The sequence below is a fragment of the Paenibacillus sp. NRS-1760 genome (assembly GCF_050467785.1).
Lineage (GTDB): Bacteria > Bacillota > Bacilli > Paenibacillales > Paenibacillaceae > Pristimantibacillus.
Genome location: NZ_JBITPK010000007.1, coordinates 322,264 through 335,713, shown reverse-complemented (window position 1 = coordinate 335,713; position 13,450 = coordinate 322,264). Strand labels below are relative to the sequence as shown.

At 44.6% G+C, this 13,450-nt stretch carries 15 protein-coding genes; 9 read left to right on the top strand and 6 right to left on the bottom strand.

Going from position 1 to position 13,450, the window contains the following annotated elements:
• Positions 1-92 precede the first annotated feature (92 nt).
• The 5 genes from ACIFSR_RS05555 (at position 93) to ACIFSR_RS05535 (ending at position 5,007) form a co-directional block, all read left to right on the top strand.
• The gene (locus tag ACIFSR_RS05555) at positions 93-1,406 is read left to right on the top strand and encodes a putative bifunctional diguanylate cyclase/phosphodiesterase (RefSeq protein ID WP_339206488.1); all 1,314 of its coding nucleotides are present in this window, start codon (positions 93-95) and stop codon (positions 1,404-1,406) included.
• A 1-nt stretch (position 1,407) separates the two neighbouring features.
• Positions 1,408-3,207 carry a methyl-accepting chemotaxis protein gene (locus ACIFSR_RS05550; protein WP_339206490.1) on the top strand — a complete coding sequence of 600 codons (1,800 nt, stop codon included), beginning with the start codon at positions 1,408-1,410 and terminating at the stop codon, positions 3,205-3,207.
• A gap of 109 nt (positions 3,208-3,316) precedes the next feature.
• Positions 3,317-3,553 (top strand): helix-turn-helix domain-containing protein, encoded by a 237-nt coding sequence (locus ACIFSR_RS05545; protein ID WP_430055601.1) that lies wholly within the window; start codon positions 3,317-3,319, stop codon positions 3,551-3,553.
• Between the two features lie 24 nt (positions 3,554-3,577).
• The gene (locus ACIFSR_RS05540) at positions 3,578-4,483 is read left to right on the top strand and encodes an IS3 family transposase (RefSeq protein WP_339206492.1); all 906 of its coding nucleotides are present in this window, start codon (positions 3,578-3,580) and stop codon (positions 4,481-4,483) included.
• Between the two features lie 143 nt (positions 4,484-4,626).
• The gene (locus tag ACIFSR_RS05535) at positions 4,627-5,007 is read left to right on the top strand and encodes a hypothetical protein (RefSeq protein ID WP_108994996.1); all 381 of its coding nucleotides are present in this window, start codon (positions 4,627-4,629) and stop codon (positions 5,005-5,007) included.
• 250 nt (positions 5,008-5,257) lie between these two features.
• Here the strand turns inward: ACIFSR_RS05535 and ACIFSR_RS05530 are convergent, their stop codons facing one another.
• The 4 genes from ACIFSR_RS05530 to ACIFSR_RS05515 all read right to left on the bottom strand — a co-directional run bounded on the left by ACIFSR_RS05530 (position 5,258) and on the right by ACIFSR_RS05515 (position 8,011).
• Positions 5,258-5,476, bottom strand: a complete 219-nt coding sequence (locus tag ACIFSR_RS05530; protein WP_076268411.1) for a hypothetical protein — start codon at positions 5,474-5,476, stop codon at positions 5,258-5,260.
• Positions 5,477-5,665: 189 nt separating this feature from the next.
• The gene (locus ACIFSR_RS05525; RefSeq protein ID WP_339206494.1) at positions 5,666-6,346 is read right to left on the bottom strand and encodes a TraX family protein; all 681 of its coding nucleotides are present in this window, start codon (positions 6,344-6,346) and stop codon (positions 5,666-5,668) included.
• A gap of 114 nt (positions 6,347-6,460) precedes the next feature.
• Complete coding sequence (locus ACIFSR_RS05520; RefSeq protein WP_339206495.1) at positions 6,461-7,357, bottom strand: manganese catalase family protein; 897 nt, start codon at positions 7,355-7,357, stop codon at positions 6,461-6,463.
• A 126-nt stretch (positions 7,358-7,483) separates the two neighbouring features.
• Positions 7,484-8,011, bottom strand: a complete 528-nt coding sequence (locus tag ACIFSR_RS05515) for a hypothetical protein (protein WP_430055598.1) — start codon at positions 8,009-8,011, stop codon at positions 7,484-7,486.
• A 164-nt stretch (positions 8,012-8,175) separates the two neighbouring features.
• Here ACIFSR_RS05515 and ACIFSR_RS05510 point away from each other — a divergent pair, with 164 nt between their 5' ends.
• Positions 8,176-8,598: a hypothetical protein gene (locus tag ACIFSR_RS05510; protein ID WP_430055595.1), complete on the top strand. Its 423-nt coding sequence runs from the start codon at positions 8,176-8,178 to the stop codon at positions 8,596-8,598.
• 185 nt (positions 8,599-8,783) lie between these two features.
• Complete coding sequence (locus ACIFSR_RS05505) at positions 8,784-9,122, top strand: hypothetical protein (protein ID WP_339206500.1); 339 nt, start codon at positions 8,784-8,786, stop codon at positions 9,120-9,122.
• 126 nt (positions 9,123-9,248) lie between these two features.
• Here ACIFSR_RS05505 and ACIFSR_RS05500 read toward each other — a convergent pair whose 3' ends face one another.
• Entirely contained in the window at positions 9,249-9,884 is a 636-nt protein-coding gene (locus ACIFSR_RS05500; RefSeq protein WP_339206501.1) for an NUDIX hydrolase, read from the bottom strand.
• Positions 9,877-10,359 (bottom strand): large-conductance mechanosensitive channel protein MscL, encoded by a 483-nt coding sequence (gene mscL, locus ACIFSR_RS05495; RefSeq protein WP_430055592.1) that lies wholly within the window; start codon positions 10,357-10,359, stop codon positions 9,877-9,879. The genes ACIFSR_RS05500 and mscL overlap by 8 nt, the downstream gene beginning before the upstream one ends.
• Positions 10,360-10,638: 279 nt before the next feature.
• Here mscL and ACIFSR_RS05490 point away from each other — a divergent pair, with 279 nt between their 5' ends.
• Positions 10,639-12,423: an ATP-binding protein gene (locus ACIFSR_RS05490; RefSeq protein ID WP_430055589.1), complete on the top strand. Its 1,785-nt coding sequence runs from the start codon at positions 10,639-10,641 to the stop codon at positions 12,421-12,423.
• A gap of 157 nt (positions 12,424-12,580) precedes the next feature.
• Positions 12,581-13,348, top strand: a complete 768-nt coding sequence (locus ACIFSR_RS05485) for a sporulation protein (RefSeq protein WP_339206505.1) — start codon at positions 12,581-12,583, stop codon at positions 13,346-13,348.
• Positions 13,349-13,450 lie beyond the last annotated feature (102 nt).

The window sequence follows — 13,450 nt, the reverse complement described above, 5'->3', positions numbered from 1 at the left end:
ATGTTCTAAATATTGCTCATTAATTTTTCTAATAGTTGTATGACAAAATGAGTGTATATAACTGAAATGGAAAAGGATGGTGGTCGAACAACATGGATGCGTTGACCGGTTTGCCTTGTCGCAAGGAGGCTTTTGCACAGCTGGAATTGGCCGTAAATGTCGTACGTGCAGCAGGCAAGCGGATGGTGGTAGCGTTGGTGGATTTGGATAAATTTTATCGCTTAAACGAAACCAAAGGAACAGAGTTTGGCAACCATGTACTCCTCATGATGGGGCAGCGTCTGGCTGAGGCTAGAAAGGCTGCTACAACGGTGAGTAGAGTTGGTGGAAACAGATTTATGGTAGCTATGCCTGTAGAACATGATGAATGTCAAAGCATGCAAGCTGTGGAGGCTATCAAAAATGCGATTGAGCGTCCCATCGATATTAACGGAGCGGAGCTATATTTGACCTCGAGTATTGGGGCAACGATATACCCGAAGGATGGACGAACAAGCGAACAGCTCATATGCCGAGCGGAGTCTGCCCTATACCAATCAAAAGAGCAGGGCGGCAATCGAGCAAGATTTTATAATTTGGAAGATACAAATAAGCTTAACCGACGCATCGCTATTGAAGCGGCGTTAAGACCGGCCTTATATTTACAGCAATTTCACCTCAGCTATCAACCAATCTATCGCATGGAGGACGGTAAGCTTAAAGGATTTGAAGCGCTGCTGCGCTGGCAGCATCCTGAGCTTGGCGATATTTCACCTACAGAATTTATACCTATAGCTGAGCATAGCGGTCTCATTGTACCTATTGGAGAATGGGTGCTTAGAGAATCGTGCAAAACGCTCGCGAACATGAGCAAATATGGTTTGAATAGTCTTAATATGTCAATTAATATATCTTCTCTTCAGCTGCAAGATCCGACCTTTTCACAAACGGTGCTGCATGTGTTAAAGGAGTATGAGCTTGCGCCCTCCTCATTTGAGCTTGAAATAACGGAAAGCTGTATGCTTCATACTTCAACTACAGCCATATCTACACTTAGCTGGCTTCGAGCAGCTGGCGTTCGAATCATACTAGACGATTTTGGAACAGGCTTCTCATCCCTCACCAACTTGAATCAATTGCCGATTCATTGCCTTAAGATCGATAAGTCATTCATTAGAAACATTGATCTGCAAAGCGCGGATCGCATTATCGTTGAAGGCATCATTAATCTCGTTCATAAGCTTGGTCTTGAAGTGATTGCCAAGGGTGTAGAGTACAAGGAACAATACGAATTATTAGGCGAATGGGGCTGCAATTATGTACAGGGATTCCTTCTGGGCAAACCACAGGAACCTGACGTGCTTGATATATCCATGATACGACGTTCGGAATACACAGCAAAGAAGATGACTAAAGGAGAACTGTAAAGTGAGTCTATTAAGCAAGCTAAAAAATCTTCGATCGATCAAACCTACGATTCGTATAAAGCTAATGGCGTTATGCTTGTCGCTTCTTTTAATTCCTAGCATTCTAGTTAGTACTTTAAGTTACAATACTGCTGTTAGCGAACTGGACAACGGCGGCGAGAAGCTGCTTCAAAATAGCGTTAGAAGCACCATTGGTTTAATTGCATTGCTCGACACACAGGTGAAAGCAGGAGCGATTGACCGCGCCAAAGCAGAGGAGTTCGTCAAAGTCACTATGCTTGGGCCAAAGAATGAGGCAGGCAAACGGCCTATCAATAAAAGCATTGATCTCGGCGAAAACGGTTATGTTTTTGCATTAGACAAAGACTCACTCACGATTGCCCATCCCACGATGGAGGGCAGCAGTCTTGCTGGACTTAAGTACAGCGATGGAGAACCAGTGCTCGATTCTGAATGGGGTCTCCCTGTTTCGGATGCCTTCATGAAGAAAGCGGAGTCGGGGGGCGGTTTTGTTTATTATACTTGGGCGCTTCCGGGTACAGAGAATGAACTGGCATCGAAAATTACTTACTTAGAGAAGGACCCTCACTGGGGCTGGATCATTGCCTCTGGTACATATATGCAGGATTTTAATAAAGGCGCTGAACAGATTGTGACGGTGACAATCGTTACCTTATTAATTACGATAGCTGTCGGTATGGCAGCGACAATACTCTTTACGATCCGCATGACACGGCCAATCAAGCAGGTTTCTGCGCTTTCGATGGAGGTTGCAAAAGGCAATCTTCAAATAGAACCAATTATTTGCCATTACCGAGATGAGACAGGTGTACTTGCTGTAAGCTTTAATGAAATGGTAAAGCAGCTTAAAACGCTTGTGCACGAGGTGGGTAGCAGCGTCGATCAGGTAGCCGCTTCCTCGGAGGAGCTTATGGCTAGCGGAGAACAAACCAGTCATGCAAGCGAACATATCGCATATACGATTCAGAAGGTAGCAGATGGGGCAGAGAAGCAATCGGCTAGTGCTGAGCAGAGTTTTCAGGTTATACATGAAATGTCGGCAAGCGTTCAGCAAATTGCGGTCAGCACGGAGCAAGCGTCACATGCAGCCAAAAAAACTTCCCGCCAGGCAACAGAAGGAAACGAGACGCTGCAGCAGGCAGTTGTTCAAATGGAATCGATACAGCTATCTTTTAATAGTTTGGCTGCAGCCGTACAAGGACTTGGGAATCGATCCACAGAAATCGTTAGAATGGTGCAGGTTATATCAGACATTTCTGCTCAGACGAATCTGCTTGCACTGAACGCTTCAATAGAAGCGGCGAGGGCGGGCGAGCATGGCAAAGGCTTCGCAGTTGTAGCTGGCGAGGTTCGCAAGCTGGCAGAGCAAACGAAGGAATCAAGCGATCATATTACGAAAATTGTTATGGCTGTTGGCACGGAGACGGAACGTGTGGTGCTGGCGATGAATGATGCGGGCACTGTCGTATCCGGCGGCATCCAAGCAGTTGAAGGAGCAGGCCGCATGTTCGGCTCTATACGGGACGAGGTTATGCAGGTTGCTGAGCAAATTGATGAGGTTTCGCAAGCAGCAAATGGCATTGCAGCAGGTACGGAGCAGGTGATGCTGACCATTAAAGAGGTCGTTGATATCGCGGTTGAAGGGGCTTCTGGTACGCAATCTGTAGCTGCAGCGGCGCAGCAGCAGACGGCCTCGATGGAAGAAATTGCAGCGGCATCAGCTATGCTTGCCAATATGGCAGAGCATTTACAGAAGGAAATTATGAAATTTAAGGTTTAGCTTAAAGGAGAATGAATAATGCCCTAGCAGCGATATGAAGTGCCCCCTTTATAGTAGACATTGGAAAAACCCATATGGGGAACCGATGATACTTTAGGGGGTATTTTTTATGAGGAAGAAAGAACAACCAAATAAATCGTATACAAAGGAAATAAAGCAGGAAGCCGTACGGTTACATGAGGATGAGAAGTGGACATATAGGCAAATTACTGAGAAGTATGGGATACAAGATAAAGATAGGGTTCGTAAATGGGTCTATAAGTTTAGAAAACAAGGTGAATATGGATTATTGGATAATAGAGGCCGAAGGGTAGATCGATCAGGACCTATACACCCAGCAGCTTAAACGGGAGAATGCGGTGTTAAAAAAGTGCTTAGAAATCTGGAAACGGGAGGTGTAAAGGGCAAGTATGCCATTATCGAGGAGATGTCCGGAATGTATTCGGTGACTCTTCTTTGTGAATTACTTGATGTATGGCGGAGTGCTTACTATCGCTACCTTAAGCGTAAAATGGATGATCCAGACGGCGAAATCAAGAAGTGGATTAAAGATATTTACCTCCAGCGAGATCGAAAGTATGGCTACAGGAGGATTCAAGGTGAACTGGAGCGTCAATACGGAGATACAGTGAACCACAAGAAAGTGTTACGTCTCATGCAGGAAATGGGTATTCGATCTATCATTCGTGCCAAACGTCCTTACTTCAACACGTATCAAGCCGCGCAGTCAGACGGCAGAATTGCTCCAAATCTGCTGAATCGTGAATTCATGGCAACAAAACCAAATCAGAAGTGGGTTACGGACATCACACAGTACCGTGTAGGCGATCAGCGCCTATATCTTTCTGCTATAATGGATTTGTATGGGAAAGACATCGTAGCCTTTCATATGAGCACTAGAAACGACAATGAGCTGGTATTAGACACCTTTAGCAAGGCTTTTGAAGAACACAAAGACGCTGCAGGTAAGATAGTCGATCTAATCGTCCATAGCGATCAGGGCTCCCAATATACGTCTCATGTTTACCACGATCTACTGCCTACGGTAGGAGTCCAAATCAGCATGTCACGTCGGGGCAATTGTATAGACAACGCAGCAATGGAGAGTTTTTTCTCTCATCTGAAAACGGAAGCACTCTATCCATATGATATTAGTTCAATTAGTGAGGCTCAACAACGAATTGAGGAGTTCATTCGATTTTACAATAATGATCGGATTCAAATTAAATTAAACAAACAGACACCAATTGAGTATCGACTAAAATTTACAGCATGATCGTTAGACAAAATTCAAATGTTAGACTGCAATTCATTAAGCTAACAGGCAGGATAGCAAAAAATAGGAAGAAATCCTCTTGTGCATCATGTATCAATAATTAGTAAAATTGGTACATGGATATAGAGAAGGGAGCAAGCCGAATGATTGACATGCAATATATAAACGATCTTGAGGCAGAGATGGATGTAATGAAGCTTGTAGATAATTATTATGAAATAAAATCAATCTTGCAGCAGTACCCTCAGGAACAGTGGTCATATGAAATGATTTTAGCATATGCTAGGGCATTGAATTATCTGCAAGATTATTCTGACCAGACCAATCCATTTGAACAAGCATACAGGCTGCTGCAAACTGTTTCTGATAAGGGAATTACGGACGCTGAATGGCATTTAATAATGGCTTCTGTTAGTTTTAATCTACAACTTTACGCTGGGGCAGTAAAACATGCTGAACAAGCAAATACGATCATAGCTGGCTGTGCTGATGATATGCTTGAACTGTACTCACAATATGACTAATTATTGCACCGCAATCAACAGTATTTTGTTACGCTAACGGGTAACGATAGTTCAATCAATGAAAGGCAGACCAGAATTTGGTCTGCCGCTTTGTCATTTAACAGTTCATTTTAAAGGGCTTTTTCATTGTCTACAATATTGGGGCTTGACCAATATGCTGTTGGGGCATTTTTTGTAGGTGAATGGGGATGATGAAAGCACAAAAAGACCTGACGGGCACTTTGCCTGCAGGTCTTTCTTTACGAGTTATCTAACATACTTCAAGGTAGAGCTTTGTGCCGTCGTTATACTGGAAAATAGCGACATCACGCACCATTTCAACCGATTTGATTCTTCTCCACTTTTTGCGGAAGTCAAAATCAAGTTCTAATTCGTACAATTTATGATGAAGCAGATCTATGGATGCCGATTGTTCATTAGGGTAATAGACTGGGACAGAACGACTTTTAAAGGTAACGATTTTCATCATTTCCTATAACACCTCCGATCAATTTCCTCCATTCTAACGTAAATATTTTAGCCCCTTATGAATATGTGGTCAGAATTTTGTTTACTTTATTTACACTTTTCTAACATGTTCGACAATGATTGCACATGCATAAGTGGTGTAGCAGCTGTAATCTCATGTATGAAAGCCATAGAAAAACTGGCGGAATGATCAACTGAATGATAGCTTGCAAAATATTTCCTTAAAGCTTTCGCTGCTGGTTGCATAATAAACGATTGCGATGAGCGTTAAATGAAGCGGATAAAAGCTGCGCCAGACGAAGCGCGGTACTTTGATGGTTTCGAGGCTGCGCATGAAATCAGGCACATAGACCATGAGAATAGTAGCAAATATGCTAAAGGGCTGTATGAACCATTCCTTTATAAAGATGCTTACCACTTCCAAGGAGAAGTGAAACACAACAAAGGATTGATTTTGAGCATAACGATAAATGAGTACGAGCAGTGCAGCATATACGCCATAGCTGAAGGGCATAAACTCGAGAAGTCCAGCGAGTGAAAGGCAAAGCAGAACTTGCAGAAGCGGCTTTCCGTTCCATTTGTCTAGAAGGCGCAAAAGCAGCAGGCAGACGAATAAAGTGCCTACCGTATTGACTTCAAGCCGGTAAAAAGCAAATTGATAGGGCAGCTGCGATAAAAGCGCGATCCATGCTACCCGTTTCAGATAACGATCGAGATTGCTCGTTCGGTAATAACCGAGGACAATCGCGAGCGCATAGAAAGGGAGTGCCAGCCGTCCAATGATTCTCCAAATGACGTTCTCAGGGAACCACAACAAACCAATATGATCAATAAGCATAGTAAGCATAGCCAAAACTTGAATCGCAATCACCTTCGTTCCCTCGCCTTTTGTTTAGTATAGCATAGGAAAACGAGGGAATAGGAGCAGGAAGACCTCCAAGCCGCTTTGCGCGCATGAGGAGGTCTCCCTTGAATCATGACTTGATTATAGTCCGGCGTTTTTCTGCAGCCGACGGGCAATTTCAATAAAATCCTCTTGCGAGATGCCTGGCGCAAACTCTTCTGGAAGCTCGCTTAAATCAGGCATAGGTGCGCCTTGCGGTGCGCCTTGAATGACCTCAAGCTCAGCGCCGGTAAGCGGATTTTGTCCATTCCAAATGAGGACAATATCCTTGTAGTCGTTCTGACTGAATGTGTACAGCTTGTTGCCAAGCCCCATTGCTTCGTATTTTCGAGCCGTTTCGAAGCTGTTGTTGCTAAGGTCGGGAATAGGGATAAGCTTCTTCACATCAACACCCGTTGCGATTTCGAGCGCTTTGGCATAGGCAAGTACATGGACACCGCCGCGAACGAGCAAATATCCAATCATTGCCCTTGCTGTAGGGTGATCCGTCATCTCAAATACTCGCATTTTATGCGTTCGTGCTCCGCACTCCAAGAAGAAATTATGCAGAAGATCAAGCACTAGATTGCCGCTGCTAAATACATTATCACCAGTCCATGCGCGTCCCATCGAATCACCTGGCAGCGAGGTTTGACCTGTTTGTATAAAAAAATAGCTGTTGCGCTTATTTACGCCTTCTCTTAGTGGAGCAGAGTTAGGATCACCGGGACTTGTTGTCCCTGTTAACACCATATTAATAGCTGTCGAAACAAGCTCCACATGGCCAAATTCCTCTGCTGTTATGCTGGATACTAGGTCGTAGAACGGTTTAAGCTTCTTTTTCTCACGGAAATTAAAGGACTGATACATGTAGTTGTTTAAGGTGGACATTTCACCAAATTTTCCTCCAAGCAGCTCCTGCACCGCTGCAGCGGCGTTCGCATCCGCGTAAGGTGATGGCGGGAGTTCTATCTGAAGCCGATTTATCCGTTCAATCATGAGTCTACTCCCCTCATTTCATCGACGTTTCATTCTATGCATATGTATGACAGCTTTCGCAGTCATAGACCGTCGATGTCAAAAGGGACATGCTTTTGTCGAATGTATCAAAGCCTAACTTGATACTTAGAGCAGTGTGATGACAAGAAGCTCATACAGAACGAGTGGCAGCACCGCATTGTACGGGTTCATGAAAGCGCGAGGGTCACGCATCGTACATTGCAAATAAAGAATGCAGTGATCGATATGCATAAGCTTGCCTTCAAATACATGTCCATCGATGGTCTGGACGCAAACGTATTTATGCATATGACCGCCGCACATATTCATAATCCTATCGCGTACCTCCATCACCATTGCCGTGTGCTGCGCTTCGGCTTCATAGATCACTGGAGCGGGCTTCTCCATGCCTGCCATATTGCTCATATTGGGCATGCCGCCCATACTGCCGACGTTTGGCATATTGCCCATGTTGCTCATATTGGGCATGCTGCCCATATTGCCTGCATTCGGCATACCGCTCATGGTGTTCATGTTAGGCATGCTGCCCGAGCTCCCTGCGTTCGGCATATTGCTCATGCTCCCCATGTTGCCGGGGTTTGGCACATTGCCCATATTGCCGATATTGCCCATGCTCATCATATTTTCTGCCAAGCCAAAGACCTCCATTCGTATGGTATGTCATATAGGTATGCAGGAAGCGAGCGGGTCATACAAAAATGGAAGGTTAAATTCAACACATGAAGAGCGATACTCGTCCATGCAACTCTCTTAAATTTACATAGAATAGAGTATGTTCGAGAGGGAGGTGGAGTAATATGTCTGCTAAATCAATACTGAAAGTTAGCAATGTGAAAGCGGCTCGTAAAACAAGTAAAACAAATAGCCGAGCTCGGATCTCTTCTGAGTGCATAAGCCCAGTGGAGCACAAAAGCTGCGGACGCAGAGAAGACCCGGCGGTTGAAGCGATGCAAGAAGCAGGAGCTGAGTTAAGCGATATTTTTAAACAGCTGAAGGATGAGCGCACTGCTGCAAAACTTGTGAGAGCGATACGATGTCGTGATGCAAGAGCCGTTCAAAGCTTGATCGATTGCCATTGCCGTGTAGTTAACTTCTTCAGCACGCGTGACAAGGACTGTGTAAGAATTTTCTGTGCGTTCGGAAGAAATCAAGATGTAACTGTCTCATTTGATATTTGCGTCAAAAGAGAAGTAGATGAATGCCGTCGTCAATTCTGGTAGTTTCAATTTAATAGGAAGGGCTGTCAAGAATTTATGTTGGCAGTCCTTTTTGTTATTTAAAAAGGAGGTATATCACAGGAGGTGTATGGGCCGCATACGCTATAGGAGTGAGAGACGAGAATCATGTATAAGTTTGGAGGGAAAGAGGATGCCGCGAATACCTAATTTTCCGCAAGCGTTGTTGGATGAGCACCGCGTATGGCATCATACGAATCATTTGGTTCCGGGAACGATACCGCCGCCGGGTTATGGCGATCGATTTCTGCGATTTCATCGAGATTTTATTAATAGGGTATACAATTGGCATGATTCGATGGGCTATGACCGCAGCTGGATTGCTGGCTGGAACCAAGTGCCTGAGGAAATCAGGCGTTCCTCCTGCTTTAATCCAGGTGCAGAGCAGCGAGTACAAAACAATCCGCGTTCATTCGCTACAGCCGATCAGCTGGGCAGCTTTATTGAGTACAATCTTCACGGGTGTTTTCATGAAATGGCGGCGAGGCTGTACAATCAGCCTGAGCTGAATGATTTTGACCTAGCGCCGCGCCATACTGAATTTTATAATATCCATGGTTTAATTGACCAGTGGTATAGCAATTGGGAGCGAACAATGGGTGTTCGCGATCCAACTAGCAAAAGCAAGGCATCCCTTAAGTACAACCGCGCAGAGACTGAAGTACGCTCGTATAATAAGAAAACTCGCGAGGCACGAATTGCTTCGCCGAAACGGAGCGCTGGACAATCGTCAGCTGCTCGTTCTGATCTCCGAGCTCAACACCTGAAGCAGAAACCGCAGATAAAGAGCCTTCAAACAATGCAATCAGCTCATCTAGATCAGCCTCATAAACGCCGGCCACTTCTTCAGGCTGCAGCAGAAGTTCTGTCAAAGGCAGCTCGCACACAAGGCCAAAAACGTCACTGACTTCACGGTCGATAAAGGGTTTTCCATTTACTTCACCGCTAACATTTTCCCTGATTTGCCCGAGTGGTATGAGCTGTTCAAATGAGGCGGAAACCCCTAGTTCTTCCTCAAGCTCACGAATGGCCTCGCGTATCGTTTCGCCCGCACTCAAATGACCGGCCGCCGTGATATCGTAGCAGCCCGGATTTGTATCCTTGCCTGCCTGACGCAGCTGAAACCGCACGAACCTGCGGTTTCCTTCGCGGCGCGTCAGCCAGCAATGGAAGCTGCGGTGCCAATAACCTTTCGCATGCGTCTCTGCCCGCGTTGCTGTGCCCAGCGGCCGAAGCTGCTCGTCATAAATATCAAAGAGCTCATCAGCCATGTGCAGCAGCCTCTAGCTGGGATGTGCAGTGCTTGCAGCGCGTAGCCTTCACAGGAATTTTGGACAAGCAGTATGGGCAATCCTTCTCGGTCACTTCAACAGGTGGAGCTTCCTTCTTCTCATTGCGACGAAGCACATTGATTACTTTTACAAGCAGAAAGATACAGAATGCAACGATAATAAAGTCCAGCATTACGTTTATGAATTGGCCATAATTGATGGTAGGCAGCAAGGTTTCATCAATTTTGCCTCCATTGTTTGCAGCGACATTGGCGGCATGTTCTTTGCTATAAAGCGGGATTTTTAAATCCTTAAAATCGACTCCTCCCAAAACTACACCGATCGGCGGCATAATCACATCGTTAACCAGAGAAGTTACAATTTTACCAAAAGCTCCCCCGATAATGACCCCGACCGCTAAATCGATGACATTGCCTCTCATTGCAAACTCTTTAAACTCTTTAATGATTTTCATTGCTTTTCCTCCTACACATTTTAAGAAGCGGTAATAATGTCTGACGTATGCCTCGTGCTATTACGAAGCGAAATGATCAAATCTAGCAATCCTATTAGACTATTATCGCCTGTTTCTACTAAGGTCATTCTAACATAATAGCCGAAGATGAGCAGAAGAGAAACTCACTCTCGATTTCTTACAAAAAATTGAAATATTGCCGGGACAAAGAGAGGTTTTTAAAGGATATTGTCGAATTTTACTATTTGAAAGCAAATTAATGGTTATTTAAGGAGTTCTATGAGCGACCTCGTTATACATGGAAATGGATTCTATTTGGTCTTATCGCTCTTCATCATGTGTTTTGCCTCCTATACGATGCTGAAAATGATTGAAAAGCCTCTGCAAAATGAATTTACACACGGCTTCAATTGGATCATTGGCGGCGCTGCCGTATTTGGACTTGGTCTATGGACGATGCATGTTGTTTTGATGCTTGCATCCCATTATAGATTGGTCATGAATTGGAGCATGCTCCCTATAGTATTCGCATGTGTCATTATCATTTATGTCTCATTAGTTGTTATGCAAAAGAAAAATCTCTCATCGGTACGCTTCTTAGTTGGAGCCCTATTAATGGCTCTGGGAGCTACTATGCTTCATTACTTGTCGATGCTTTCTGAATCGGTCGTTATACTAAAAATGGATTGGCCGCTTTATTGGATCTCCTTTGGAGTCAACTTTATTGGTGCATATTTGGCTTTTTATTGGTTGGAAACAAAGGGGTCAGGGTATAAGTTAAAAAGCTGCTTTTCACTCGGATTGTCTAATATAGTCGTTCATCAAGTTGGTATGCACGCGCTGCAGATTGATTATAGCGATGTTTTATCTACAGATCTTCTAAACCAATATTTGTTGATTCTTGCATCTTTACTTGGTTTATCTACTTTATTTATCCTCAGCTTCAGTCTTACCACCTGGTTTGCATCCAACCAATATACTCAAATGAATGAGCGTTATAAACTTCTAGTGGAGAACTCCATAGATACGATAGCTTTAATAAGCGACGGCAAATGGGAATTTATGAACCGTGCTGGTTTGCGTTTATTCGAAGTGCATTCAGAGGATAAAATAATCGGTTCAAATGTTTATAATTTATTGGCCCAACCCTATCATAATGAACTGGAAGCATGGCTCACAGCAGGTCAAGCAGGAGATGATGCGTCCAATAAGCCAATCGAGCTGCAATGGATGTCCATGCAAGGGACGCTGCTTCATACAGAAATGGTACGGGTGAGTTCTACCTTTTCGGGTAAACAAATTGAACAAGTCATTATTCGGGATATTTCTGAGAGAAAGAAGAATGAGGAGCTGCTCATTAATTCTGAGAAGCTTTATGTCGCAGGTCAATTAGCGGCGGGCATTGCACATGAAATCCGAAATCCGCTTACCTCGTTAAAAGGGTTTATGCAGCTGCTTTCATCGGGCCGGGGCAATATCAACCATTTTTACGACATTATGAAAACAGAGCTCATCCGTATCGAGTCAATCGTCAGCGAACTACTGATGCTCTCCAAGCCACAGGTTTATGATTTTGTGCACAAAGATTGCCGTCAATTAATGGCGGACACGGTTAATTTACTGGAGACACAAGCTATTTTGCACAATGTGATCATTGAATTCCATTCTGACTATCGCCCATTATGGGTATACGGCGTTGAGAATCAATTAAAGCAAGCGTTTATTAACGTGCTTAAAAATGCGATAGAAGCGATGCATAATGGTGGCATCGTCATGATTAATATGTCCCTTGATCCTGATCGCGGAGTAATGATACGCATTAAAGATGAAGGACCAGGCATGCCTGCGGAGCAGCTGTCGAAGATTGGTCAACCCTTTTATACAACAAAGGATAAAGGGACCGGACTTGGATTAATGGTCACTTTCAAAATTATTAATAATCATCAGGGACAAATTACGGCCGAAAGCAAGCTAGGAGTCGGGACGACCTTCATCATCCAATTGCCGTATATGGAGCAGCCGAATTTGCCGATGGATCAGAAGCAGAGCGAGCGGGGCCAATAAGATGATTCAGACCATTAGAGACGGAATCCCACCATTTATAATCAACAATTTTCCACACGCCAACGGATGACTTTTTGAATTTGAAACTTAATTTTCAAGACATCGTAATACGGTTATGCAGTTCGGAATGAAGATAATTTGAGTGGAGGTCGGTTTGATGTTTAATCGTTTTTTGGCAAGCATCGGTATTGGCTCAGCAAAGATTGATACACTATTAGAAAAAGCACGTTATGCGCCAGGTGAAGAGGTTCGAGGTATCGTCAAAATGCAAGGCGGCAACGTAGAGCAGCGAATTGAAACGATACAGCTATCGGTCATGACAGAATATATACGTGAGAGCAATGACAGTAAAATAACGCAGCAGGGAGTGGTGGGACGCTATCACGTGAGCGCTCCCTTCACATTGCAGGCAAATGAAAGTCGCGAGGTGCCTTTCTCCTTCCAGCTGCCCCATCAAACACCGCTTACAATTGGCCGCGCGCCAGTATGGGTGAAGACGGAGTTAGACGTTCGCGGAGGCGTCGATCCAGGTGATAATGACCGAATCGAAGTGGTTCCGACACACGCCATGAACACGGTGCTGGAGGCGCTGAATGTGCTCGGCTTCCGTTTGCGTAAGGCAGAATGCGAGTACTCTTCCCGTCTTGGCGGCAAAATGCCATTTATTCAAGAGCTGGAATTTGTGCCGACCTCGCAGTTCCGAGGCCAGCTCGACGAGCTGGAAGTGATGTTCTATCCATCGGATCGCGAGCTTGAGCTGGTGCTCCAAATCGACCGGCGCGCACGCGGATTATCATCCTTTTTTGCAGAGGCTATGGATATGGATGAGACATTTGTTCGGGCTCGCTTCACGAATGAGCAGCTCTCAGCAGGGCCAAACGCGATTGCGCAGCAATTGTCTGGAATCATAGCGCGCTATATTTAATTTTTATAAATAAAACAAGCTCGGGAGCGCTCCTGCAGGGGCGTTTCGGAGCTTTTTTGCTGCTTGCAGCGCCGTTATAAATGAATAACGGATGCAAGTAGT

Excerpts from the sequence above, each read along its gene's own strand:
- mscL (WP_430055592.1), bottom strand. The coding sequence starts at position 10,359 with ATGAAAATCATTAAAGAGTTTAAAGAGTTTGCAATGAGAGGCAATGTC.
- ACIFSR_RS05500 (WP_339206501.1), bottom strand. The coding sequence starts at position 9,884 with ATGGCTGATGAGCTCTTTGATATTTATGACGAGCAGCTTCGGCCGCTG.
- ACIFSR_RS05505 (WP_339206500.1), top strand. The coding sequence starts at position 8,784 with ATGAGCACCGCGTATGGCATCATACGAATCATTTGGTTCCGGGAACGA.
- ACIFSR_RS05530 (WP_076268411.1), bottom strand. The coding sequence starts at position 5,476 with ATGATGAAAATCGTTACCTTTAAAAGTCGTTCTGTCCCAGTCTATTAC.
- ACIFSR_RS05490 (WP_430055589.1), top strand. The coding sequence starts at position 10,639 with ATGAGCGACCTCGTTATACATGGAAATGGATTCTATTTGGTCTTATCG.
- ACIFSR_RS05555 (WP_339206488.1), top strand. The coding sequence starts at position 93 with ATGGATGCGTTGACCGGTTTGCCTTGTCGCAAGGAGGCTTTTGCACAG.
- ACIFSR_RS05545 (WP_430055601.1), top strand. The coding sequence starts at position 3,317 with ATGAGGAAGAAAGAACAACCAAATAAATCGTATACAAAGGAAATAAAG.
- ACIFSR_RS05485 (WP_339206505.1), top strand. The coding sequence starts at position 12,581 with ATGTTTAATCGTTTTTTGGCAAGCATCGGTATTGGCTCAGCAAAGATT.
- ACIFSR_RS05520 (WP_339206495.1), bottom strand. The coding sequence starts at position 7,357 with ATGATTGAACGGATAAATCGGCTTCAGATAGAACTCCCGCCATCACCT.
- ACIFSR_RS05535 (WP_108994996.1), top strand. The coding sequence starts at position 4,627 with ATGATTGACATGCAATATATAAACGATCTTGAGGCAGAGATGGATGTA.
- ACIFSR_RS05510 (WP_430055595.1), top strand. The coding sequence starts at position 8,176 with ATGTCTGCTAAATCAATACTGAAAGTTAGCAATGTGAAAGCGGCTCGT.